Genomic DNA, 23,108 nt, shown 5'->3' with positions numbered 1-23,108 from the left:
TCCCTCTTTAAACCCAATTACATGACATCAAAAATTGGCGTATTTGCTTGCTACGCCCTTACCCTATTCTGCGCTTGCAGTAAGGAGGCCGCTTCACCTCCACCCCTCGCATCCGCCGCCGCCCTTCAAACCGCTGCTGTCGGTTCAGCAATAAACAGCAGCTGGTCTGTAAACTGGAATAACTATGCCGATGGTACCTACGCCAGCACTTCTGCTGCCTCAGACTTCGGTAATATCACCGGCTGGGTAGACACCCGTTGCTGGATCTCCAGCGGTACCTGCCGCATTAAACTCCTTGCCAACGCCCTCTCCGGCGCCGGTGGGGTAATCGGTAATATCGACATCTCTGACGGCTCTGCCTACGAAGTAGATTACGACATCCGCTTTCATAGCCAGTTCGAATGGTCCCGGGGTGGTAAACTGGGCTTCGGCTTCTCCATTGGCGATGGCAATACCGGTGGTGATCCGGGCTGGGATGGTAATGGTGGCAGCGCACGACTCATGTGGTATCAAACCGATGCCGGCCGTGTGTTCTTCCAACCCTATCTCTACTTCAAAGACCAATCAGGCACCTACGGGGAAACTTTTGGTAAGTCATACCCTGCTTCAGGTAGCCTCAATAAAGGACAATGGTACCATGTACACCTGTATGTAAAAAGTAATACCGGTAGTAATACAGACGGCCACGTACAATACGTGATCGACAATACCATCGTATTAGACAGGGATATCCGCTGGACAACCAATGACAGCAAACGACTGATCAGGGGATTGACCTTCCACACCTTCCGGGGTGGCAGTGAAGACTATTGGGAAGCGTCAGCAGATGGGTACATCTACTATGACAATCTTGTAGTACACAAGATCAGCAGTTGACAAGCAGTTCGATAAGTATAGTCACAGACACTCCTGGCCGAGCAGTAATTCAATTACTGTGACGCCGGGAGTTGTTGGTTTATAAACCTGCCATTTCTCTCTTCGCCAGCCGTAACCATTGTGCATTCATCCTGCGTACATATCTTGGATGCAGGTGAAACTCATCTTTGATGGTCTGAAACTGTTGCAACGCTTCTTTGTTCCTGTTTTGTTTTTTGAGAAACATGCCATAGTGGTACATGGCATCTATAGAGTGGTGTACACGAATCACTTTCTTATACACGTCTTCAGCCGGCGGCAGCATACCCGTAGCTTCCAGGGCACGTGCATACATCAGTTCATCTTCCTGTTTAACCAGGTTGGCATTTGTTTGTGCAAATGCTTTTTCCATGCAGGCAATACTTTCTGCATAGCGCTGATCAAAGAAATAAAAACGCCCCAGCTGTTGTAAAATGCCTAAGTCTTTGGGAAAACTTTTACGGCATTCTTCTGCCAGTTCAATGGCTTTTGCATATTGCTGCTGGTCAGCATAGGCGACTGCCAGCCCCATTTTATTGGCTACCGTATCAGATATCCTGACACGGTGTTCCCATTCCCTGATCACGGCTTTTGGAAAAAATACCCGTTGCAGGTTAGGAAAGAATTCTCCCCTGTTGATTTCTGGCAATATTTCACGGACAAAGTAGATGATACATCCGATCATGGGTAAGAAAATCAATAGATAGATATAATCCCTTTTGCCCGTTTTAAGACAATGGATAATACAAACAATCTGTAAAATAATAATCAGGTAATAGGAGTTGTTCCAGAAGCCAAAAATGTTCATGGTGTAAAAATAAAAAAATGATTTTATACTCCTATCTGCTTTCCAGGCAGAATGATGTGAAAGACGGTTCCTTCCTCCGGCGCTGACAGTACATACATATGTCCGCCATGATTCCCTACTATTCTTCTGCATAGCGACAATCCAATGCCCGATCCGGGATATTGGTCCCTGTTATGCAGGCGCTTAAACACTTCAAAGATCTGCTCCGAATATTTATTATCAAAACCTATCCCGTTATCTTTGAATGAAATATCGTAATACTCCTTGCCTGGCTCCGGCATTCGCAGGTAAGTAGCTGCTTCTGCCAGGGAGATCAACCGGGCCTGTATTTCAACAAATGGGGTTACTCCTGCCTGCGTGAATTTCAATGCATTGCTCATCAGGTTGTAAAACAACTGGTTCATTTGCAGGGGCACACCCTGTACCACAGGTAGTTTGCCAATATTAATCCGGGCTTTCTTTTCTTCAATGACCAATTCAAAATCTTTGCTCACCAGCAGCAGCAGTTCTGTCAGATCTACATCCCGCATCATATTCCCCGTTTCCAGCAGGCGGGAAAATTCCAGCAGGTCTTTGATCAGCATAGACATCCGCTCAGAAGATTGATTGATTTTGTCCACCAGCCGCTTATGTTCTACATTCAGGTCATCTTTTTTTGACAGCAGGTCGGCATAGATCCTGATCTTGCGCAGGGGTTCCTGCAGGTCATGACTGGCTACATATGCATATTGTTCCAGTTCCTGGTTAGATCGTACCAGGTGCATATTTGCTTCCTGCAGTTCTTCGTTCATAGCTGCCAGTTCCTCGTTGGATGCTGCCAGTTCTTCTGTACGTTCTAATACTTCCGATTCCAGGAAACTCTGATTCTCCAGGATCTTATTTTTGGCCAGCACCTGTTGGGTCATATCGGTGGCCATATTCAGGATAGCGTATACTTCTCCCTGCGGATCCAGCAATGGCTTGTAGGTAATATTCAGGTACAGCAGTGTTTCTTTGCCATCGATCATAAGGTTGACCGGCATTTCGCGGCCATGGTATACTTCTCTGGAATTGAAGATCTCAGCAATGGTATCCAAAAAGGGATGTTCGGGCAGTTCGGGCAATGCCTGGGCCAGTGGAAGGCCGATAATGGAGCTGTCCCTGCTCCAGAGAGTGAGCATGGCCTCATTGGCTACTTCAATAATCAGTTCCCTGCCTACAAAAAGTGCGGTAGGCACAGGGGCTTCTTCTACCAGGGACCGGAATCTGTTTTCACTTTCCCTGAGGGCTCTTTGTGTTTCCAGTTCCGTACGCAGGTCTCTGGCTACACTTGCTATGGCAATAGGTTTCCCGCTCATGGGGCTATCCAGCCTGAAAGCGTTCGTCATGAATGGTAGTGATTCTCCTGTTTCCTGGTGCTGGTAGGTTTGCCTGCCCGTCCATTTGCCTTCCCTTATCAGTTCAGGAATGATGGAGTTATAAAAGGAAGGTTCAAAAAAGTCTTTCATTGAATGGGTAATGGCAGCCGTTTTGTTAGGTAGGCCCAGCAGCCGTACTCCCGCTTCGTTGAGGTAGGTAATATTGCCTTCCAGGTTGCACACCATAATCAGGTCATTACTGTTTTCTACCAGTGAGAGCAGCTGTTGCTGTTCCTTGCGCACGGCTACCTCATTGCCTATGTCAAAAGCAATGGCGAGTATATGCGTGGTATTGGCTTCTTCCATGGCCACCCGGGCTATGTTTACCTGTACCCAGCGTACGCTGCCATCCTTGTTGTAATATTGTTTTATCTGGTTGTAAAATTCCTGTTCGCTATTTACAAGGGTGGCAAATAACTTGTCGCTTTCATGCCTGTAATCTGCCTGTACAATATTCCTGTAGTGCATGCCGGATAGCTCCTGCTGTGTATAACCCAGCAAACCGGCAAAGGCTTTATTGACCTCCTGTATAACCCCATTTCTATCCAGGAAGGCCATACTGATACTGGAATTATTAAATGCCAGCAGAAAGCGTTGTTCTACTTCTTTGAGCAGGCGGGTACGCTCCCTGGATGCTGTTACATCCAGGCCAATGCCTGAAAAAGATGCCGGTTTGCCCGTACCGTCGTAGTAATATTTACCCTTGATCTTGACCCAGTGTACAGAGCCATCTTTCCATATGAACCGGCATTCGTAGTTCAGTATACCGGTGTCCATTGCTTCTTCGTATGCCGACTCCCTGATCCTGCGGTCTTCGGGGTGTACATACGGGAGAAATATATCTCTGAAGTTACTGCCACCTATCCGCTCGCCCATGATCATGTATGCGAGTGCGGGGGAATAGGTGATGGTATCACTGGCAAAATCGATGGTGAATGATCCGGCGCCGGAACTTTCCATGGCAATGGCGGAGAGTCTTTCTGCGACTTCCGCTTTTTCGTTGGCAGCCACCTCGTTGGTAATGTCCATCGCCATGCCGGAGAGGCGTGCCACTGTCGTATCCTGCGTAAAGTAAACCTGGCCTTTTACCTGTATCCAGCGCAGGGAGCGATTATCTACATCAGCAGTTCGGAATCGCAGGTTGATATTGTTGTCTGATTGCTTTGGGTTAAACTGCTGTACTGCTTCCTGTACCAGTTCTCTGTCAGCCGGGTACAGGCTGTTTAACAGCATTTCATAGGTAATATCTGCTACTGGCGGTAAGCCGAATAGCTCTTTGCATTTGGTGTCCAATATGACTTTACCATGAAGTACATCTATATCCCAGGTACCGATGCCTGCGGCATGAAGAGCGGCTTTAATCTGTTGCATCTCCTGATCACCATGAGCGACCTGGTCAGATAAGGGATTCTCTTGCATAACCTAATATTGGCTACAATATAAATCAAATTATTTCATGATGAGGGCAATCAACTCTTCTGTGGAAAGCTTACCCGAAATATCGCTGCCTGCCAGCAACTGATCTGCAAGGTCACGTTTATTCCGGTGCAGGGAAATAATCTTTTCTTCAATGGTATCCTGCATCACCAGTCTATAAATGGTCACAGGTTTAGTCTGCCCCATTCTGTATGCACGATCTGAGGCTTGCTCTTCTATAGCCGGGTTCCACCATGGATCCAGGTGAATCACATAATCTGCTGCGGTAAGGTTCAGGCCCAGGCCACCGGCTTTGAGACTGATAAGAAAGAGGTCTGCGGTGCCACGCTGAAATTCTTTCACACGTTCTTCCCTGTCAGGAATAGGAGTGGCTCCATCCAGGTACAGATAGGAGATCCCTTTGTCGTCCAGTGCCCGCCTCACCAGTTCCAGGTGTCTCACAAACTGGCTAAATACCAGTGCCCTGTGCTTGTTGGAGATCAGTTCTTCCACAATTTCGAGAAAGGTAGTCAGCTTGGACGAAGGGATGTTCACTTCCGTATGCAACATCTGTGGATGACAAGCTGCCATGCGCAGTTTCCCGATTTCAGTCAGGGTATTCAGGTGTTGCTTGCTGTCGCTCACCCTGTATTTGCGGATATTCTCGATGGCTTTGAGGCGGATTGCTTCATAAAAAGCCCTTTCGTCGTGAGAGAGTGGAATGAGTTTTACAATCTCCGTTTTTTCCGGCAGCTCTTCCAGCACTGCGCCCTTCGTTCTGCGCAACATGTAAGGCGCAATCAGTTTTTTCAGGTGCACCTTCACGGTGCTGTCGGGATTATATACTACCGGTGTGGTAAATTGTTTTGTAAAATGCTTGAGTGTACCCAGCAATCCCGGGTTGATGAAATGGAAGAGACTCCAGATCTCATTCAGGTTGTTCTGGATAGGAGTACCTGTGAGTATCAGCCGGAAATGCGCGGGTAGTGCCATGGCAGCTTTTGCCGTTCTGGTCTGGTAGTTTTTAATGGCATGGGCCTCGTCCAGGATCACGGTATCCCATTCTATAGTAGTGAGTAATGCCCTTTCTGACAGCATGAGACCATAAGTGGTGACTACCACAGTGCGACCTCCTACCGCTGCTAACAACTCTTTTCTGTCTCCACCGGCATGCAGCATGACTACGTTCAGTGAGGGGGCAAAACGATTGATCTCACTGATCCAGTTAGGCAATACAGAAGCAGGGCATACCACCAGCGCCGGCCCTTCTGCACCCCTGTGGAGCAATAAGGTAATGGCCTGAATCGTCTTTCCCAAACCCATATCATCTGCAAGACAGGCCCCGGCACCAAGATTGGCTAATCGCACCATCCAGCGGAAACCCTCTTCCTGGTAGGGACGCAGCGTAGCCTGCAATGCTTCGGGGATAACAGGTGTTACGGAAATAATGTCTTTCCATCGCTGTTTTTGTGCCTGGAAAGCAGCATCAGTTTCCACACTCCCCGCATCGTCCAGCATTTCATCCAGCATGTGGGCGGCCATGGGCTGTATTTTCAAAGATTCATGGTCAGCAGTCGCAAAGCTGTTGATCTCCTGCAACTGGCGGTACAGCTTTTTGGTGAGCGCGAGATAACTGCCATTTTTGAGTGGAATAAAACGGCTGCTGTGTTGTACCGTATTATCCAGCAATTCTTTCAGCGATAGCACCAGGTCTTCGTCTACTTTCAGCTCACCCTGGCATTCCAGCCATTTACGGTTCGATTTCACTGTCAGTGCCATCCTGCGGGTAGCAACTATCGTTCGGATGCGCAGTTTTTCGCCTTCCGGCCATTCTGAAATGGCCAGTTCAGGGTATTCGTGAATCACTTCCAGCAGTTGCAAACAATCTTTTGGATCGGAAAAGATGATGTGGTCATCGTCTATTTCCTGTGCCACTGCCTGTTGAATCAATTCCAGTAAGCGGGCATAGTTAGCTTTCTCTTCATCCAGGTCACGGGTAGCCTGACAGCGCTCGCCATTCATAATACCGATGATGTGGGCAGCACCTTCTCCCGGCTTGCAATAAGGAGGATCTGCACCAAAAGGTTTTACAAAGAAAGAAGCTTTCAGGGCATTGGCAGTAGGTTGTAACTGTACTGTGATGCGGGTGTCGCCTTTTCGCTGTTGAATATTGAGAGACGTTCCTTCCAGGTTGGCGTGCACGGTGATGTGTGCGCCTATCTGCTGTAATGCTGCGAGCAATTGCTCTTTGCCGTCGGCAGGCACAACAGGAATCTGTTGAACGGTTTGTAAAAGGGTACGTTGTTTAGGCGTCAACCTGATTACTTTCAGTCTTGTTTCAGATTCCCTGATAAAGATGATCTCTTTTGATAAATCGGTAGTAGGAAGATTGCTGTCGAAAGTGAATCCCTTACCGGTTTTATTGACGAGTAATTCAGGTTCCCCTTTTACAATATCGAAGGAAATATCCTGCTTATGGGCCATGAACAGGTATGGATGCCCGGCCATTTCAGGCCATACCCTGTCTTCAAATACATAGTTGTCTGAGCCGTAAGTATAGAAGCTTTGTTTGATCAGGCATTCCCCTATTCGTACATCCTGCGGTGTCATACCGGCAATCACGCCTTCCCTGAACCGCTTCATGTCTACAGGCCGGCCTTTGCTCCAGCCGGCGGCGTTCGTAAAGGATTGGAGAATAACCTGGATCTCTTTGGAAGTTGGATCTACCAGGTAAGCAATACGGGTGGTTTGCTGTGGTTTTTCGGGGGCAGGTGCTTCCGGTACGGAGAGTAATTTCAGTAACCTTTCCCATTCAGCAGTTCTTTTGAGCTGGGAGAGCAAAGGTTTCTTTCCAATCACGGAAGCCGCCTCCAGGTAGGCATCTTCCTTCCTGCGAAAGCCTTCATCTTTGAACAGGTAGAGGTATTCGTAAGTGAGGAACCGGTAGTGGTTTTGAATGCCTCTATAGAGTAATTGTGTGCTGAGGTCCTGGTAGGTCTTCAGCAGTTTACTGGCAGGCAGGTAGATTTGTAGGCAGATCAATGCCAGATAACTGACCAGGTTTCCATGATTGCCCTGTAGCAGGATCTGCAGCATGTTTTCTGCTTTTTCTTTTCGGCCCTGGTGGAAATGGAGTAAACTGACAGCAGGTGTGATCTCTGCTTTCAGCTTCTTTTCGTAAAAGGATACAACTTTCGTAATCAGGGGGTAAGACCTGGAATCAGGGAGTAAGGTCAGGTTAAAGGCGTATATAAAGGATAGTACCGGCGATAGCGGTACCATATGTTTACGGTCTGTTTTAGGTTGCTGTTTGATGCCTTGTTCGAATAAAAGAAACGCAGCATCGGGTTGCTGGTCATAGAGGGCAGTGACTGCCTGTGAAAAGAAATCCTCTCCGGGTTTGAGTGTGCCTTCCAATAAGCTCCAACTGGTATTGGGCGCCTCCGAAACCGGCGACATACTTTGCAGTTGCAAATTAATAGCCGCCTGATAAATGACCTCCACACTGTCGGCATCAAACAGCTGTAATAAAGGTTTGTATTCCGGGTAATACAGCAGGTAACAGAGATGAGGGAGGTATTCGCTGATCTCCCCGCTGATGCGCATCACAGGTGCTCGCAATAACGACTTTTCGCCTGTAAAAAAAGCAATCAGCAGTTGTTGCAGTTCCTGTATCCTTGCGCTGCTATTGTAGAAAGAGTATGGTTTTACCTGTTGGATTAATTGCAGGTAATGTGGCTGCCTTACTTTTTCGGGGAATAATAAAAAGCTCATGGCAGGGTCGAGTGAATAGTTGCCGGTCACATGTTTGACCACTACACCTGCTGCTATAAGCTCCTGCAATATGTCAGTAATTACATCCTGCGGTATGTCAGTGAATTTCAGCGCAGCATCTGTGAGCATGTATTTATCTACCGGGTAGATGTAAACGGCTAGTATGTCTATTACCAGTTGTGTTTCCTCGTTCCGGGAGTGATAAATGTCCAGATAATGTGCGCTATCAACCATCTTATGATTCCTTCACAAATGACAACATATACCTGGCTATAGTTAAAAAAGATGCCAGGTCACTGGGTTTGGTGATATAATCAGCCACTCCCAGCTCAATACTCCTTGCTTTAAAAACGGGACTGCTGGACGTACTCCATATGATCTTAGGAATTCCCAGGTACCTCGACTGGTCATTGAGCTCCTCTACAATTTCTACCCCCGTCAACTCCGGAATATTATAATCCAGGATTATCAACGCAGGCAATTCCTGGTCTTCTATACTCTCCAGGTATTTAATGAATTTTCTGCCGTTTGGGATACACACCAGCTGCCAGGTAGGATCTATTTCACTAAATGCATTTTCTAGTAATTCCTGATCATCAATATCATCTTCAGCTAACAGGATAAGCCGCCTTGAATGGCCTGAAAATTGCATCTTTTGATAATATTTTATGTTTCTGTAACGCTAAATTACCATTTCAAACCATACAATGTATGATTACCTGAAACAATCCCTTGTAATCTTTCAAAATCATTGTTGGAGCGCACATTAAAGGTAGTTTTTCAGCATATATAAGTATAAAGTCGCTAATACCTTCAGCATGAACACCCGGAAGAAAAATTCTGATACCACCCCTTTGCCTGTAAAGGATGTGGAAAATTCTCCACAGTCTTCCCCATTAAAGGCCAGCCATGCGACCGACAGCGTCATGGACGAACTGGATATGCGCCAGTTGTTACAGGTTCTTTCCGAAGTTAAGAATGGCAATTTCACTGCCCGGATGCCGGCAGATCATATCGGCTTAAGTGGTAAAATTTGTGATACTGTCAACGATATTATTGCCCTCAACGAAACACTGGTGGAAGAACTCATGCTGGCCCGGAATACGATCGGGAAAATGGGGAAACTGAATCATCGGGTACAAATGCCCCGCACAGCCCGGGGCTCGTGGAATATGGCAGAAGTATCTATCAATAACCTGATCTCTGACCTTGTTCATCCTACCATCGAAATTGCCCATGTAATCAGCTCCGTGGCAAAAGGTAACCTCTCCCAGGAAATGCCCTTACAAATTGAGGATCACGTGCTGCAGGGAGAATTTGCCCGCATCGCCACCGAGGTAAATGGTATGGTGAAGCAGCTGAACCTCTTCACCCTCGAGGTGACCCGCGTAGCGCGCGAAGTAGGTTCCGAAGGTAAGCTGGGCGGTCAGGCCAAGGTAAAAGACGTAGCTGGTGTGTGGAAAGACCTTACGGACTCTGTGAACCAGATGGCCGGTAACCTCACTGACCAGGTGCGAAACATTGCTGAAGTAACCACTGCCGTGGCAAAAGGTGACCTCTCTAAAAAAATCACTGTAGATGTACAAGGGGAAATCCTTGAACTGAAAGATACCATCAACACCATGGTGGACCAGCTGAACTCCTTCTCCTCCGAGGTAACCCGTGTGGCCCGTGAGGTAGGTACGGATGGTAAACTCGGTGGTCAGGCCGAAGTAAAAGGAGTAGCAGGTACCTGGAAAGACCTCACCGACTCTGTAAACCAGATGGCTTCGAACCTTACAGGGCAGGTGCGAAACATTGCGGAAGTGACCACTGCCGTGGCGAGAGGTGACCTCTCCCGCAAAATTACCGTGGATGTAAAAGGAGAAATCCTGGAATTGAAAAACACCATCAACACGATGGTGGATCAGCTGAACTCCTTCTCTGCCGAGGTAACCCGTGTGGCACGTGAAGTAGGTTCCGAAGGTAAGCTGGGTGGTCTGGCAACTGTAAAAGGTGTGGATGGTGTATGGAAAGACCTCACTGAATCAGTAAACCAGATGGGTTCTAACCTGACTGCCCAGGTGCGGAATATCGCAGAAGTAACCACTGCCGTGGCAAAAGGAGACCTTTCCCGCAAGATCACGGTGGATGTAAAAGGAGAAATCCTGGAACTGAAAAACACCATCAATACGATGGTGGACCAGCTGAACTCCTTCGCCTCCGAGGTAACGCGTGTGGCGCTGGAAGTAGGTACAGAAGGTAAGCTGGGCGGTCAGGCAAAAGTGCAGGGTGTGGGTGGTACCTGGAAAGACCTGACCGACTCTGTAAACCAGATGGCCTCTAACCTGACCGGCCAGGTACGTAACATTGCTGAAGTAACTACCGCCGTGGCAAACGGCGACCTCTCCAAAAAGATCACCGTGGATGTGGCAGGAGAAATCCTGGAACTGAAAAAGACCATCAACACCATGGTGGATCAGCTGAACTCCTTCGCCTCCGAAGTAACGCGTGTGGCGCTGGAAGTAGGTACAGAAGGTAAGCTGGGTGGGCAGGCAAAAGTACAGGGTGTAGGTGGTACCTGGAAAGACCTTACAGAGTCAGTAAACCAGATGGGTTCTAACCTCACAGCACAGGTACGTAACATTGCTGAAGTGACCACCGCCGTGGCGAAAGGAGACCTTTCCCGCAAGATCACGGTGGATGTAAAGGGAGAAATCCTGGAACTGAAAAACACCATCAACACGATGGTGGACCAGCTGAACGCCTTTGGTAGTGAGGTATTCCGCGTGGCCCGCGAAGTAGGTTCTGAAGGTAAGCTGGGTGGTCAGGCAGACGTACCGGGTGTAGAAGGATTGTGGAAAGACCTGACCGACTCCGTAAATATCATGGCCTCCAACCTCACCTCCCAGGTACGTAACATCGCAGAGGTAACCACTGCGGTGGCGAATGGAGACCTTTCCCGCAAAATTGAAGTAGATGTAAAAGGAGAGATCCTGGAACTGAAAAATACCATCAACACCATGGTGGAACAGCTGCGCGCCTTTGCCTCTGAGGTGACGCGTGTGGCGCGTGAAGTAGGTACAGAAGGTAAACTGGGTGGGCAGGCAAATGTACCGGGGGTAGGTGGTACCTGGAAAGACCTTACTGACTCTGTAAACCAGATGGCGGGCAACCTCACGGCACAGGTACGTAACATTGCCGATGTGGCCATTGCCGTGGCAAATGGAGACATGAGCCGCAAGATCACGGTGGATGTACGCGGAGAAATTCTCCAGCTGAAAGAAACCCTCAACACGATGGTGGACCAGCTCCGTGCATTTGCCTCTGAGGTAACCCGTGTGGCACGTGAGGTAGGTACGGATGGTAAGCTGGGTGGGCAGGCATTCGTACCCGGTGTAGCAGGTACCTGGAAAGACCTCACCGACTCTGTAAACCAGATGACGGGTAACCTGACCTCGCAGGTGCGAAACATCGCCGAAGTAACGAAAGCCGTGGCATCTGGTGACCTTACCAAAAAAGTAACGATCGATGTAAAAGGAGAAATCCTTGATCTGAAAAATACCATCAATACGATGGTGGACCAGCTGAACTCCTTCTCCGTAGAAGTTACGCGTGTAGCGCGCGAAGTAGGTACGGAAGGTAAACTGGGTGGTCAGGCAGAAGTACAGGGTGTGGGTGGTACCTGGAAGGACCTCACCGACTCTGTAAACATGATGGCCTCTAACCTCACCAACCAGGTACGGGGTATTGCAAAAGTTGTAACCGCCGTAGCTACCGGCAACCTGAAGCAAAAACTCTCCATCGTATCCCGCGGTGAGGTAGCACAGCTCACAGATACCATCAATGAAATGATTGATACCCTTGCACTCTTTGCCGACCAGGTAACTACCGTGGCCCGCGAAGTAGGTGTGGAAGGGCGTTTGGGCGGCCAGGCAAGTGTGCCGGGAGCATCTGGCATCTGGAAAAACCTGACGGAAAACGTGAACCAGCTGGCAGAAAACCTCACCACACAGGTACGTGCCATTTCTGCCGTAGCCTCTGCGGTAACGAAAGGTGACCTGACCCAGATGATCCGCGTAGAAGCAAAAGGTGAAGTGGAAGAACTGAAAGATACCATCAACCAGATGATTGCCAACCTGAAACAAACTACCCTCCGTAACCAGGAACAGGACTGGCTGAAGTCGAACCTTGCCCAGTTCACACAAATGCTGCAGGGGCAGAAAGACCTCAATACCGTGACCCGCCGCATTCTCTCAGAACTCGCGCGGGTAGTGCGGGCGCAGAAAGGGATGTTCTACATATTGGAACAGGAAGAGAACCTGGAAAATCCTAAACTGAAACTGTTCGCTTCCTATGCATATGGTGAAGAAGAAAGCATTAGCCGCGAATTCTCGCTGGGACAGGGTTTGGTAGGACAGGTAGCCCTCGACAAAGAACGTATCTTACTTACAAACGTACCTTCTAATTATATCAGGATCAGCTCTGGCCTGGGCGAAGCTACCCCTATGAACCTGATCGTACTGCCGGTGCTCTTTGAAACTGAGATCAAGGCGGTGATCGAACTGGCCAGCTTCGATGTATTTGGTGAAACACACCTCGACTTCCTCAGCCAGCTCACAGAATCTATTGGTATTGTACTGAACACGATCGAAGCAAACTCCCGTACAGAAGACCTGCTGGCGCAATCCCAGTCACTGGCAGATGAGCTGAGACGTACCAATGAAGAGCTGCAGGATAAAGCCCACCTGCTGGTAAAACAGAAGGAAGAAGTGGAAGAAAAGAACAAGGAGGTAGAAGAAGCCCGTCGCTCGCTGGAAGAAAAAGCAGAACAGCTGCAGCTGACATCTAAATACAAATCAGAATTTCTGGCCAATATGTCGCACGAGTTGCGTACACCGCTGAACTCATTGCTCATCCTGGCCCAGCAGCTGTACGAAAACCATGATGGTAACCTGAATGAAAAACAGGTGCGCTACGCCAAGACCATCCATAGCTGTGGCGATGACCTGATCCAGTTGATCAACGACATCCTCGACCTGTCTAAGATCGAATCTGGTTACATTTCTACCGACTTTATCAAGGTTCGCTTCAATGAGGTGATCGGGTTTGTGGAAACCACCTTCAAACATATCTCTGAAAGCAAGAACCTGCGCTTCAGAATTGAAATGGATGATCAGTTGCCACAAACACTGGAAACAGACGTACAGCGCCTGAACCAGATCCTGAAAAACCTCCTTTCCAATGCGTTTAAGTTTACAGACAAAGGAGAAGTACGACTCCGTATTTATGAAGCACGTCACAACTGGAAACAACAGAATGACAGCCTGGAAAGTGCCTCCAAAGTGGTGGCATTTGAAATCAGGGATACAGGTATCGGGATCTCCAAAGACAAGCAAAATATTATCTTCGAAGCCTTCCAGCAGGCAGAGGGGTCTACCAGCCGTAAGTATGGTGGTACTGGTCTGGGGCTGAGTATCAGCCGTGGCCTGGCCGATTTGTTAGGTGGGTCTATTGAGTTGGTAAGTGAAGCTGGTCAGGGTAGTACCTTCACCCTCTTCCTGCCATTGGATTACAATCCGGCAGTAATCAGGAAGGAGAAACAAAGCAGCCTCACGGTGGGTGAATACACCATGCCGCAACCATATGAACCACCGATGTTGCCGGGTCGTGTAGTGAGCGAAACCAAGGACCTGGAAGGACTGAATGAAATCATCAACGAAGTAGGTGATGACAGAACGCACATCATGGATACAGACCGGGTTGTACTGATCGTGGAAGACGATGTACGCTTTGCGAAGATCATGCAGGAAAAGGCACATGAAATGGGGCTGAAAGTGGTGGTAGCTACCGGTTTTGGAGAGGTGTTCGACCTTACGAACAAGTTCAATCCTATCGCAGTGACACTGGATGTGAAGTTGCCGGATGCCAGTGGATGGAGGGTGCTCGACCTGTTCAAGAACGACATCAACCTGCGGCATATTCCTATTCACCTGATCTCCGGCGAGGAAAACAGGTTGCTGGCCATGCACCGTGGAGCACGTAGCTTTAACCTGAAGCCGTTGAAAACAGAAGCACTGAATATACTTTTCCATAGTATCATCGAGCAGCATGAGCGCAAAACCAAGAAAGTATTGGTGGTAGAAGACAATGAGCCGGATGCATCACAGATAGCCCGTATCCTGGACAATGGAGAGCTGATAGAAATGGAGTTTGTAGATAATGGCAAATCTGCCCTTGACGCCATCAATAAAAAAAGTTATGATTGTATCATAGCAGATTATATGTTGCCGGATATTGATGGTGCAGATTTTGTGGCTGGATTGAATACCGTGAACAGGTATAATGCCACCCCTGTCATTGTATATTCTGCGCGGGACTTTTCAACCAATGAAAAATCCAAACTGAAGCAGTATGCCAATAAAATATTGCTGAAAGGCGTTAATTCCCTGGATTTATTGCTGGAAGAGACGATCATGCAGTTGCACCTGAACCACCAGGCCTTACTGCCTGAGAAGAAAAAGCTGATCGAAGATCTGCGCTCTCAGAAGGATGTATTAGTGCACAAGAATGTACTGGTAGTTGATGATGATGTACGAAATTTGTTTGCCCTGACTACCGCATTTGAGCGTTTCCATATCAATACAATTACGGCAGAAAGTGGAAAAGAAGCGATGTCTATTCTCAGTGAGAATAACCAGGTCGATATTGTGCTGATGGATATTATGATGCCGGAGATGGATGGATATGAGACGATGCAGAAAATTCGCAGGGAGCATAAGAATAGTGCATTGCCGATCATAGCAGTGACTGCAAAGGCAATGAAGGGAGATAGAGAGAAGTGCCTGGAAGCAGGAGCATCTGATTATATCACGAAGCCATTGAAGATCGATCAGCTGTTATCATTGATGAGAGTATGGCTATACCGTTAATATATATTCATCCCGAAAAACTTGAATAGGTGCAGCACCACGATGTCATAAAAATATTAGTAGTTGATGACCGGGCGGATAATCTCTTGTCGATAGAATCCATACTGGAAAGGGAAAGCTACACCATCGTCAAGGCAAACTCGGGACGGGCTGCATTGAAGATCCTGCTAAGGGAGTTTGATTTCTCCCTGATCCTGATGGATGTGCAGATGCCTGATATGAACGGTTTTGAAACAGCTGCTTTCATTTATCAGCGCGAGAAGCTGAAGGATATTCCTATCATCTTCATCACTGCCCATAGCCATGAAGAAGAAGTCATCTTCAAAGGCTACAAGGCGGGTGCTGTCGATTTTATCTACAAACCCATTAACCCGGAGTTGCTGCGCATCAAAGTGGGCCTGTTCGTAGAGCTGTACAGGAAAACACAATCCCTCATTGCACAGGAACAAAAGCTGCTGAACACCAATGCCTCACTGCAAAAGGAAATAGAGGAAAGAGAAGCTTCAGAGCTGAGAGTAACAGAGCTGAATAAACAATTGTTGCAAAATAATATTCACCTGAAGGCGGTGAATGAAGAACTGGACAGATTTGCTTACATCGCTTCGCATGATTTGCAGGAGCCGCTGCGCAAGATCAGGGTGTTTAGTGATATGATCGTTCAGAAAAAAAATAGTACTGACGAGGTGAATAAGTATGTGATGAAAATCACAAGCGCTACTATTCGTATGCAACAACTGGTCAGCGATTTACTCCGCTTTTCCCGCCATTCTATACAGGGGGGTGATTTTATTTACGCTGATCTGAATGAAATAGTCAAAGATGCATTGACCGAACTGGAAATAAAAATTCAGCAGAACAATGCGGTGATCATAATAGATCCGTTACCATCTATACAGGTTATTCCTACCCTGATGCGGCAGTTGTTTTATAATTTAATCAGCAATGCTCTTAAGTTCAGGAAAAAGGATGTGGCGCCGGAAATACATATCTATGCACAGAAAGTAATGTCGGAAGATGCGGTCAGTCAATTGTATAAGATCTATATTACTGATAATGGAATGGGTTTTGAGAGCCAGTATGCAGAAGATATTTTCATCGTTTTCAAGCGGCTGCATAGTTACCATGAGATAGAAGGTACGGGCATTGGGTTGTCTATTTGTAAGAAGATTATGGAGCAGCATAATGGGTTCATTACTGCTTCGGGGGAGTTGGAACAAGGGGCGACATTTGTAATCGGGATACCCGTCAAACAAAGAGAGGTAGTTTTGCAAGTGCCATAGGCACTTGCAAAACTACCTCGAGAAAGAGGACCTCACTGTCCCAGTAAAGAGGACCTCTCTGCCTCAAGAAAGAGACCCTTACATCTTTTGCCGAAGGCAAATGCTATTTTATAGTAAAACTTCCATTCAACCTCGCCTCATCACTACTCCCCCCTACCATCACACTAAACATCCCCGGCTCTACTACCCATTTATTCTGCACATTCAGCAACTGCAAATCCTCCGCATTCAATTCAAAACTAATCTCCCTAACCTCCCCAACTTTCAAATGCACCCGCTGAAACCGTTTCAATTGCTCATTCGCCGTCACCACAGAACTATAATCATCTCTCACATACAACTGCGCCACCTCATCACCATCCACCTTACCAGTATTCTTCACCGTAAACTTCACCGCCACCTTCTTTCCATTCACACTTACCTGCAAATTGTCATAACCAAAAGTTGTATAACTCAGACCATATCCAAAGCTATACTGTGGTTTAGAAGTCATCTCCACATAATCATGCCTGGAAGCATTCTTATAGTTATAATACACCGGCAGCTGGCCTACTGATTTAGGAATAGACACCGGCAACCTTCCTGCAGGATTGTAATCGCCAAACAGTACATCCGCCACTGCATGCCCACCTTCCTGGCCAGGGTACCATGCATTCACAATAGCAGGAATATTATCCGCCGCCCATGTAATATTCAAAGGCCGACCTTCGATAAGCACCAGCACAATCGGTTTGCCGGTAGCCGCAAGGCTTTTCAATAGTTTATTCTGTAACCCCATCAGGTCCAGGCTCACCCTGTCATAACCTTCCCCACTCTCCATATCGCTCACAGAACTTTCGCCTGATTTTACTTCAGCCGCACCTGTAGCCTGGTAAGAAGTTTTGAAATCACGGGCGCTGGAACCGCCTAACACCAATACCACCGCATCTGCACCTTGCGCCGCCGCAACAGCCGCTGCAATATTATCGTTCGCCGTATCGCGAATAGCACAACCTTTTACATAAGTCACATTGGTACCAGCACCTAACTTCGCTTTAATACCTTCTAAAACGGTCACAATTTTCTCTTCCGGCTGCGGCGCAGTATAATCCCCCAGCTGGTTGTAGATATTGTCTGCATTCGGCCCGATAACGGCTAAATTCTTAATTGACTTACTCAGTGGCAGCAGGTTGTTTTCATTCTTCAATAAAACAATAGATTCCAGTGCTACTTTTTTAGACAGCGCAATATGTGCAGGAGTAGCCACTACTTTCTCTACAGCTGCCGGATCTACATATGGATTTTCGAACAGTCCCATTTTGAATTTTACACGTAGCACATGTGCTACAGCAGAATCGATGGTGGCCATTGTCACCAGTTTATCTTTCACCGCTTTGATCAGTGCTTCACCATAAGCAGCACCACCCAGGTCATTGTCCAGTCCTGCATTCATACTCATCGCTGCCGCCTGTTCCATATCCGCCGCTACACGATGATTTGTATTCATACTTGGAATACCATGCAGGTCAGAAACAGTATATCCTTTAAAACCCCAGTCTTTCACCAGCACATCTTTCAGCAGAAAAGCGTTGGCGCTGCAGGGAATACCATCGATAGAGTTATACGATGCCATGATAGACAGTGCACCTGCCTTAATCGCGGCCCTGAACGGAGGCAGGTAAGACATAAACAGGTCGCGCTGACCAGTGAGTGCAATACCACCATTATGACCACCTTCAGGAGAACCATACGCTGTAAAGTGCTTCAGGGTAGAAATAATGTTTTTACCACTGTTGATATTGCTACCCTGGAAACCTTTTACCATCGCGATACCCATCTGACCAATCAGGTATGGATCTTCGCCATAAGTTTCTTCCAGTCGTGACCATCGTGGTTCACGTACCAGGTCAAGCACCGGGCCATAACCAATATGTGCACCCTGTACGCGGGCTTCAGCAGCAATGGCCGCCGCCATTTCCTGTATCAGTGCAGGATCCCAGGTACTGGCCTGCCCAATGGAAGTAGAGAAAACGGTGGTACCAATCGCCATATGCCCATGCGGACATTCTTCTGCCAGGATCAGTGGAATACCCAGGCGGGTATTTTCTATCATATACTTTTGCATGGCATTAGTTGCTTCAGCGCTCTGGCGTGGGCTCAGACCAGTTTCCAGCGTTTTCTGTGTCCATGGATCGGCCCTGAGCGTAGCCCAGAAACTACCAATATGTCTTTTGGAAATCTCCTCTTTGAACGTTTCACTTATACCAACAGCATCTCCTTTCTTTTCGTACATCGGCCAACCAAGCAGTGTATTCAGCTGCCCGACTTTCTCTTCCAGCGTCATTCGTTGCAGCAGGTCTTTTACCCTTGCCTCCACGGGTGCTTTGGCGTTTTTGTAGGTCTGTGCACCAGCCTGACCAATGGCCAGCAACAGTACCCCAAGCATGATAATTCGTTGTCTGATATTCATCGTTACCTGTTAAATTTTATTGACAATCATTCATTTAGCTGAATAATGAGTCCTAAAAATAACAAGTAAAGGGGTTAGTTTTAAAATAATTTTTAAAGTGATTTTATCTTCTCCCAGAGTGATAAATTATTAACGGGCTTTGATCTGATTAAGGGCTTTGATTCCATCTTTATTATTCGGATTGATCAGGATGGACCGTTCATAGAGTGCGATCGCTTCTTTTTTTTTACCTGCTTTGTTCAGGGCTTCTCCATAGCTGTCGTAAGTGTTGGAACTAAGCGGAAATAGCAGGCAGTTGAGCTTGAATATTTCCAGCGCAGCATCGATGCGATAGTAGTCGTATAGCTGCTCATAGCCTGCCCTGTTCATTTCCCACTCACTCAGGTAGTAATGTACGGTATCGGTTTTGAGCAGGCTCAATTGGGTAGCAGCAGCATCGGCACCTTCTTTTACTAAGGTCGTTACATATATCCGGGCCAGTGATTTTTTATTGTCAATTGGTTTTGGAGCCTTATTGTTCAGGATGCGCAGTGCATTTGTAACAATAGCGCCAAAGGAAGGAGCAGCGGTATTGTCAAAGGCAATGATCGTTTGGTTTTTATCCAGGTTGTGGTAGTAAAAAGTAGCTAAGCCAAATTTAAAACCACCATGCCCGGCGCCTTTGCCATAGCCGGGTTGATCAAATAATTCCCAGCCCATGCCATGTGCACTTTCTCCCTCGCCCTGCATGGTATCCATTACCTTGTTAGTGCTTCCTTTTACGGGTGTCAGGGCCAATGCTACAGTAGCCGGTTTGAGTAGTTTGTAGCCAAAGAATGCCCTGTCAAATAATAACATATCATTCACCGTGGTGATGATATTGGATGCACCGGTAGCGGCGTCATTGTTATAATCTGTATACCGGTATCTTGCTACATCACTTGTTCTTGACAATGTATCGATCGCAAAACTTGCATACGCATGCTTAGTTACCTGTGTGGGCAGTTCGTTTTTGGTAGGATCATAAACGAATGTTTCATACATGTGCGCACGATTAAAAATATGATCCTGTAGATATTTCTCAAATGGTTCATCACTGATTTGTTCCACCAGCAGACTTAATAAAACAAATCCATTATTACAATAGCGGAACTGATCACCCGGCTTGAATGCCAGCGGCCATTTCGCTGTTTTCAATTGATCAATCACTATATGACTGGATATAATGGTATCGGGATATTGTTTGATCAGTGATTCAAACAGTTCCAGGTCAGGCAAGCCGGAAGTGTGTGTGAGCAGGTGTTTGATCGTAACGTTAGGATAAGGAAAGTCAGGGAAGTATTGCTGGAATGAATCATCCAGTTTTAACTTCCCTTTTTCCATCAGCTGTAGAATGGCGGTAGCTGTAAATATCTTTGAGATAGAAGCAAGGTTAAAAGGTGTCTCTATAGTATTCGGTGTATGGGATGGAATGTCGGCATAGCCATAAGAAAGACGGGATGCCACCTTCCCGTTTTGAGCCATCAGAATATTGCCATTGAGCATCTGAAAATCCTGTGCGGACAATGACAGGCAGGAACACAGCAGGGCTGTTATAAGAATGGATTTCATGTCAGTGCAATTTTGATAAGGCAATATTAGGTCAGCCGGATCGCACCGAATTTTAAATGTGATTAAACCATTCGATTGTGGGATATAAACAAAAAAGCCATTCCAAATACTTGGAATGGCCTTGGTACAAGGGATAACACAGGATGCAAAGCCGGTTTATTCTTTAGGTGTTTGTTGATTATTCTTCTCACCTAATTGTTCCAGCAGCTTCAGACCCAGCAGTCCGCTAATAGGACCATTATTGCTATCGCCACCACCACCGATCAGGATGTCAGGCATAATCTTAATATGCTGTTCACCGATCGCTTCCATCACTTTCAATTGAGTGAAGTTGTTACCACCCATTGCTTCTACCGCCAGCTTATAAGATTCAGCGCTTGATTTACCAATTGCCAGTATCTTTTCAGCTTCTGCATTACCTGTTAAGGATATTTTTTCGGCTTCTGCTCTTGCGGTTAATTCAGTTCTTTCCGCTTCAGCTTTTGCCAGCACTCTTACTTTTTCTGCTTCACCACTTGCCAGCAGTTTCATGCGGTCTGCCTCAGCATTGGCCTGCAGGCGTACACTGTTTGCATCGCCCGTTGCTTTCTTCACAGCAGCATCTGCAATTCTTTCTGCAATCAATACACCCTGGTCTGCTTTTACGATATCTTTCTGGATCTCTGCAATAGCAGTTTCTTTTTCTAGTGCCTGCCTGGTTTCCTGTGCACGCATCTGCGTATCATAAGTCACCTTCTGTTCTTCTGCGATCTTACGGTCTGTCAGGGTTTTCATCAGGCTTTCCGGAGGTACGATATCACCGATCAGTGTATCTACGCCGAATACGTTGTATTGTTCCAGTACACGGCCTATGTGCTGTCTTGCAGATTCCTGCCTTTCCTTACGGCTCTTCAGGAAGTCGATGACTTCGGCATCCTGTGCAGAGTTACGGAAGTAGTTGCCGATGGTAGGTTCCAGTACCTGAGTAACCAGGTTGCTCATGTTACCAAAGCGGGCAATTACCTTAGGCGCTTCTGTAGCGGGAATGTGAATGATCTGTGACACATCGAGGTTGAAAGTAAAACCATCTTTACTACGCACGGTGATGGTAGAGAGGTTCTTATCCAGCTGGTGGGCCTCACTGCGGGCAGAAGCCCAGTTCAGTACCAGGTTGGTAGTAGGTACATATTCTACCTTCATGATGTAAGTATTGATAGGATACTTACCGGGGCCTAATGGTTCTGCCCACACACCTTTGTAGTTCTTAGCTACGATGTTGCCGTGTTTGAAATCGGTACCACTCAGGTCTTCACCATCGTTACCAACATAGGAGATGACTACACCCACGTGGCTGATAGGAATTTCAGTCATGGTACGCATTTCTACCTTGGCAAACCATGGGTTCATAAAGTAAGAACCGGAGAGGATCACCTGTTCCTGCAATCCTTTGTACCCGCCTTGTTCAAGGAAGGCATCGGCATCCTGGAAGTTTCTGTGACCTTCGACAATTTTACCAGCGATCTGGCCGTTTTCGATCGCCTTACCTTCCATAGTAGTGACAATGCCCACTGCATTGTCAGGTACATTTACCATATCAGTTATTTCCACTTCAAAGATGAAGGTGTTGATACGGTAAGAACCGGGTGTCATGATCGCCGTTTGACGGCCTTTCTGACCACCATTTTTCAGGAATGCTTCAGCATTCTGGAAAGCATCGCAATCTACGCGGCGTGCCAGGATGGCGCCGGGTTGCAGTTCAGCACCGTCTTTGGCCAATACCAGTCCAAGCTTACCTGTAGGAATCACAGTGAAAGGCTGGAACTTAACGTCGTACTGCCAGAACCATTTCCAGAAGTACACACCTGGGGCAAGTGTCTGGGCCTGAAAACCAGCTTCTCCGTTGGTGGCCAGAATGCGGCCTGCCGGGAGTTCCTGTTTACCCATCAATACGAATTTCTTGGTGACAAGACCTATTTTATCTTCGGGTACGATCACAAGGCCAAAGAATACGCGGAGAATGAAACGGTACAATACAAGGCATAGTACGGGGATGCCAAGCAGCATCAGCCACCTGATTACATCAGTTGTTTGCATAGAAGTTGTTGGTTTATGTTTGAATGTATAAGAAATGGGAGTTCATGTCAGGTATGTCCCGATACCTGTAAATAACTACGCGTGCGCGTGTCGTAATAGCAATAAATCTTTAATTAAATACTGGTGGGGAAGTATTGAAGATGGTGAAGATTAAGTAGTGCAGATTACGAAAATTGCAATTTGCGGGCTTCGTGTACATTGTAAATTTTATTACCATACAAAGGTTATAACTATTTTTCGAATTCCAAAAAAGTTTTAACAAATCGTATATAACTGCAAAATATTGGGAAATAGGTTTTTAAGAATGAGGTGCCTGAAATTGTGGGGCGGATATAAAAAATATGTGTTTTTTGATGGGAACATGCCGCAAAACATGAGGGTACCATCAAAAATGTGTCAATTTTAATGAGCACACTGAGAAAAAAATATTTTTAAACAGCGGGTAGGCTTTGTTGGTTATAAGCAGGAATTCACTCCTACCATGTGGACGTAATGCCGTGTGGTAGGAGTGGATAG

Annotated in this window: 10 protein-coding genes; 3 read left to right on the top strand and 7 right to left on the bottom strand. The window is 46.9% G+C overall.

What is annotated here, in order from left to right:
• Nucleotides 1–21: 21 nt before the first annotated feature.
• Nucleotides 22–876, top strand: a complete 855-nt coding sequence (locus tag ABDW16_RS08840; protein WP_343669126.1) for a polysaccharide lyase — start codon at nucleotides 22–24, stop codon at nucleotides 874–876.
• Nucleotides 877–955: 79 nt separating this feature from the next.
• Here the strand turns inward: ABDW16_RS08840 and ABDW16_RS08835 are convergent, their stop codons facing one another.
• Genes ABDW16_RS08835 through ABDW16_RS08820 form a run of 4 tightly spaced genes read right to left on the bottom strand, consistent with a single transcriptional unit; the run spans nucleotide 956 to nucleotide 8,941 of the window.
• Nucleotides 956–1,702, bottom strand: coding sequence for a tetratricopeptide repeat protein (locus ABDW16_RS08835; RefSeq protein WP_343669125.1), 747 nt, complete (start codon nucleotides 1,700–1,702; stop codon nucleotides 956–958).
• A 23-nt stretch (nucleotides 1,703–1,725) separates the two neighbouring features.
• Complete coding sequence (locus ABDW16_RS08830) at nucleotides 1,726–4,518, bottom strand: PAS domain S-box protein (protein WP_343669124.1); 2,793 nt, start codon at nucleotides 4,516–4,518, stop codon at nucleotides 1,726–1,728.
• A 30-nt stretch (nucleotides 4,519–4,548) separates the two neighbouring features.
• Nucleotides 4,549–8,523 (bottom strand): DEAD/DEAH box helicase, encoded by a 3,975-nt coding sequence (locus ABDW16_RS08825; protein ID WP_343669122.1) that lies wholly within the window; start codon nucleotides 8,521–8,523, stop codon nucleotides 4,549–4,551.
• A gap of 1 nt (nucleotide 8,524) precedes the next feature.
• Complete coding sequence (locus ABDW16_RS08820; RefSeq protein ID WP_343669121.1) at nucleotides 8,525–8,941, bottom strand: response regulator; 417 nt, start codon at nucleotides 8,939–8,941, stop codon at nucleotides 8,525–8,527.
• A 166-nt stretch (nucleotides 8,942–9,107) separates the two neighbouring features.
• Here ABDW16_RS08820 and ABDW16_RS08815 point away from each other — a divergent pair, with 166 nt between their 5' ends.
• Together ABDW16_RS08815 and ABDW16_RS08810 are read left to right on the top strand one after the other, a co-directional pair.
• Nucleotides 9,108–15,200, top strand: a complete 6,093-nt coding sequence (locus ABDW16_RS08815; RefSeq protein WP_343669119.1) for a HAMP domain-containing protein — start codon at nucleotides 9,108–9,110, stop codon at nucleotides 15,198–15,200.
• A 29-nt stretch (nucleotides 15,201–15,229) separates the two neighbouring features.
• Nucleotides 15,230–16,480, top strand: a complete 1,251-nt coding sequence (locus ABDW16_RS08810) for a response regulator (RefSeq protein ID WP_343669117.1) — start codon at nucleotides 15,230–15,232, stop codon at nucleotides 16,478–16,480.
• 103 nt (nucleotides 16,481–16,583) lie between these two features.
• On the opposite strand, the gene ABDW16_RS08805 is transcribed toward ABDW16_RS08810, so the two are convergent.
• From ABDW16_RS08805 to ABDW16_RS08795, 3 genes are all read right to left on the bottom strand, one after another.
• Nucleotides 16,584–18,929: a glycoside hydrolase family 3 N-terminal domain-containing protein gene (locus tag ABDW16_RS08805; RefSeq protein WP_343669115.1), complete on the bottom strand. Its 2,346-nt coding sequence runs from the start codon at nucleotides 18,927–18,929 to the stop codon at nucleotides 16,584–16,586.
• A gap of 129 nt (nucleotides 18,930–19,058) precedes the next feature.
• The gene (locus ABDW16_RS08800) at nucleotides 19,059–20,519 is read right to left on the bottom strand and encodes a serine hydrolase (protein WP_343669114.1); all 1,461 of its coding nucleotides are present in this window, start codon (nucleotides 20,517–20,519) and stop codon (nucleotides 19,059–19,061) included.
• 156 nt (nucleotides 20,520–20,675) lie between these two features.
• Nucleotides 20,676–22,592, bottom strand: coding sequence for an SPFH domain-containing protein (locus ABDW16_RS08795; RefSeq protein WP_343669113.1), 1,917 nt, complete (start codon nucleotides 22,590–22,592; stop codon nucleotides 20,676–20,678).
• Nucleotides 22,593–23,108: the final 516 nt, after the last annotated feature.

Origin of the sequence: Chitinophaga sp., from assembly GCF_039596135.1 — a bacterium.
In the GTDB taxonomy this organism is placed as follows: domain Bacteria; phylum Bacteroidota; class Bacteroidia; order Chitinophagales; family Chitinophagaceae; genus Chitinophaga.
This window is presented reverse-complemented; position numbering and strand designations above follow the sequence as displayed.

Coding starts and splice junctions, on each gene's coding strand:
- ABDW16_RS08820 (WP_343669121.1), bottom strand. CDS start 8,941: ATGCAATTTTCAGGCCATTCAAGGCGGCTTATCCTGTTAGCTGAAGAT.
- ABDW16_RS08840 (WP_343669126.1), top strand. CDS start 22: ATGACATCAAAAATTGGCGTATTTGCTTGCTACGCCCTTACCCTATTC.
- ABDW16_RS08815 (WP_343669119.1), top strand. CDS start 9,108: ATGAACACCCGGAAGAAAAATTCTGATACCACCCCTTTGCCTGTAAAG.
- ABDW16_RS08805 (WP_343669115.1), bottom strand. CDS start 18,929: ATGAATATCAGACAACGAATTATCATGCTTGGGGTACTGTTGCTGGCC.
- ABDW16_RS08835 (WP_343669125.1), bottom strand. CDS start 1,702: ATGAACATTTTTGGCTTCTGGAACAACTCCTATTACCTGATTATTATT.
- ABDW16_RS08800 (WP_343669114.1), bottom strand. CDS start 20,519: ATGAAATCCATTCTTATAACAGCCCTGCTGTGTTCCTGCCTGTCATTG.
- ABDW16_RS08825 (WP_343669122.1), bottom strand. CDS start 8,523: ATGGTTGATAGCGCACATTATCTGGACATTTATCACTCCCGGAACGAG.
- ABDW16_RS08830 (WP_343669124.1), bottom strand. CDS start 4,518: ATGCAAGAGAATCCCTTATCTGACCAGGTCGCTCATGGTGATCAGGAG.
- ABDW16_RS08795 (WP_343669113.1), bottom strand. CDS start 22,592: ATGCAAACAACTGATGTAATCAGGTGGCTGATGCTGCTTGGCATCCCC.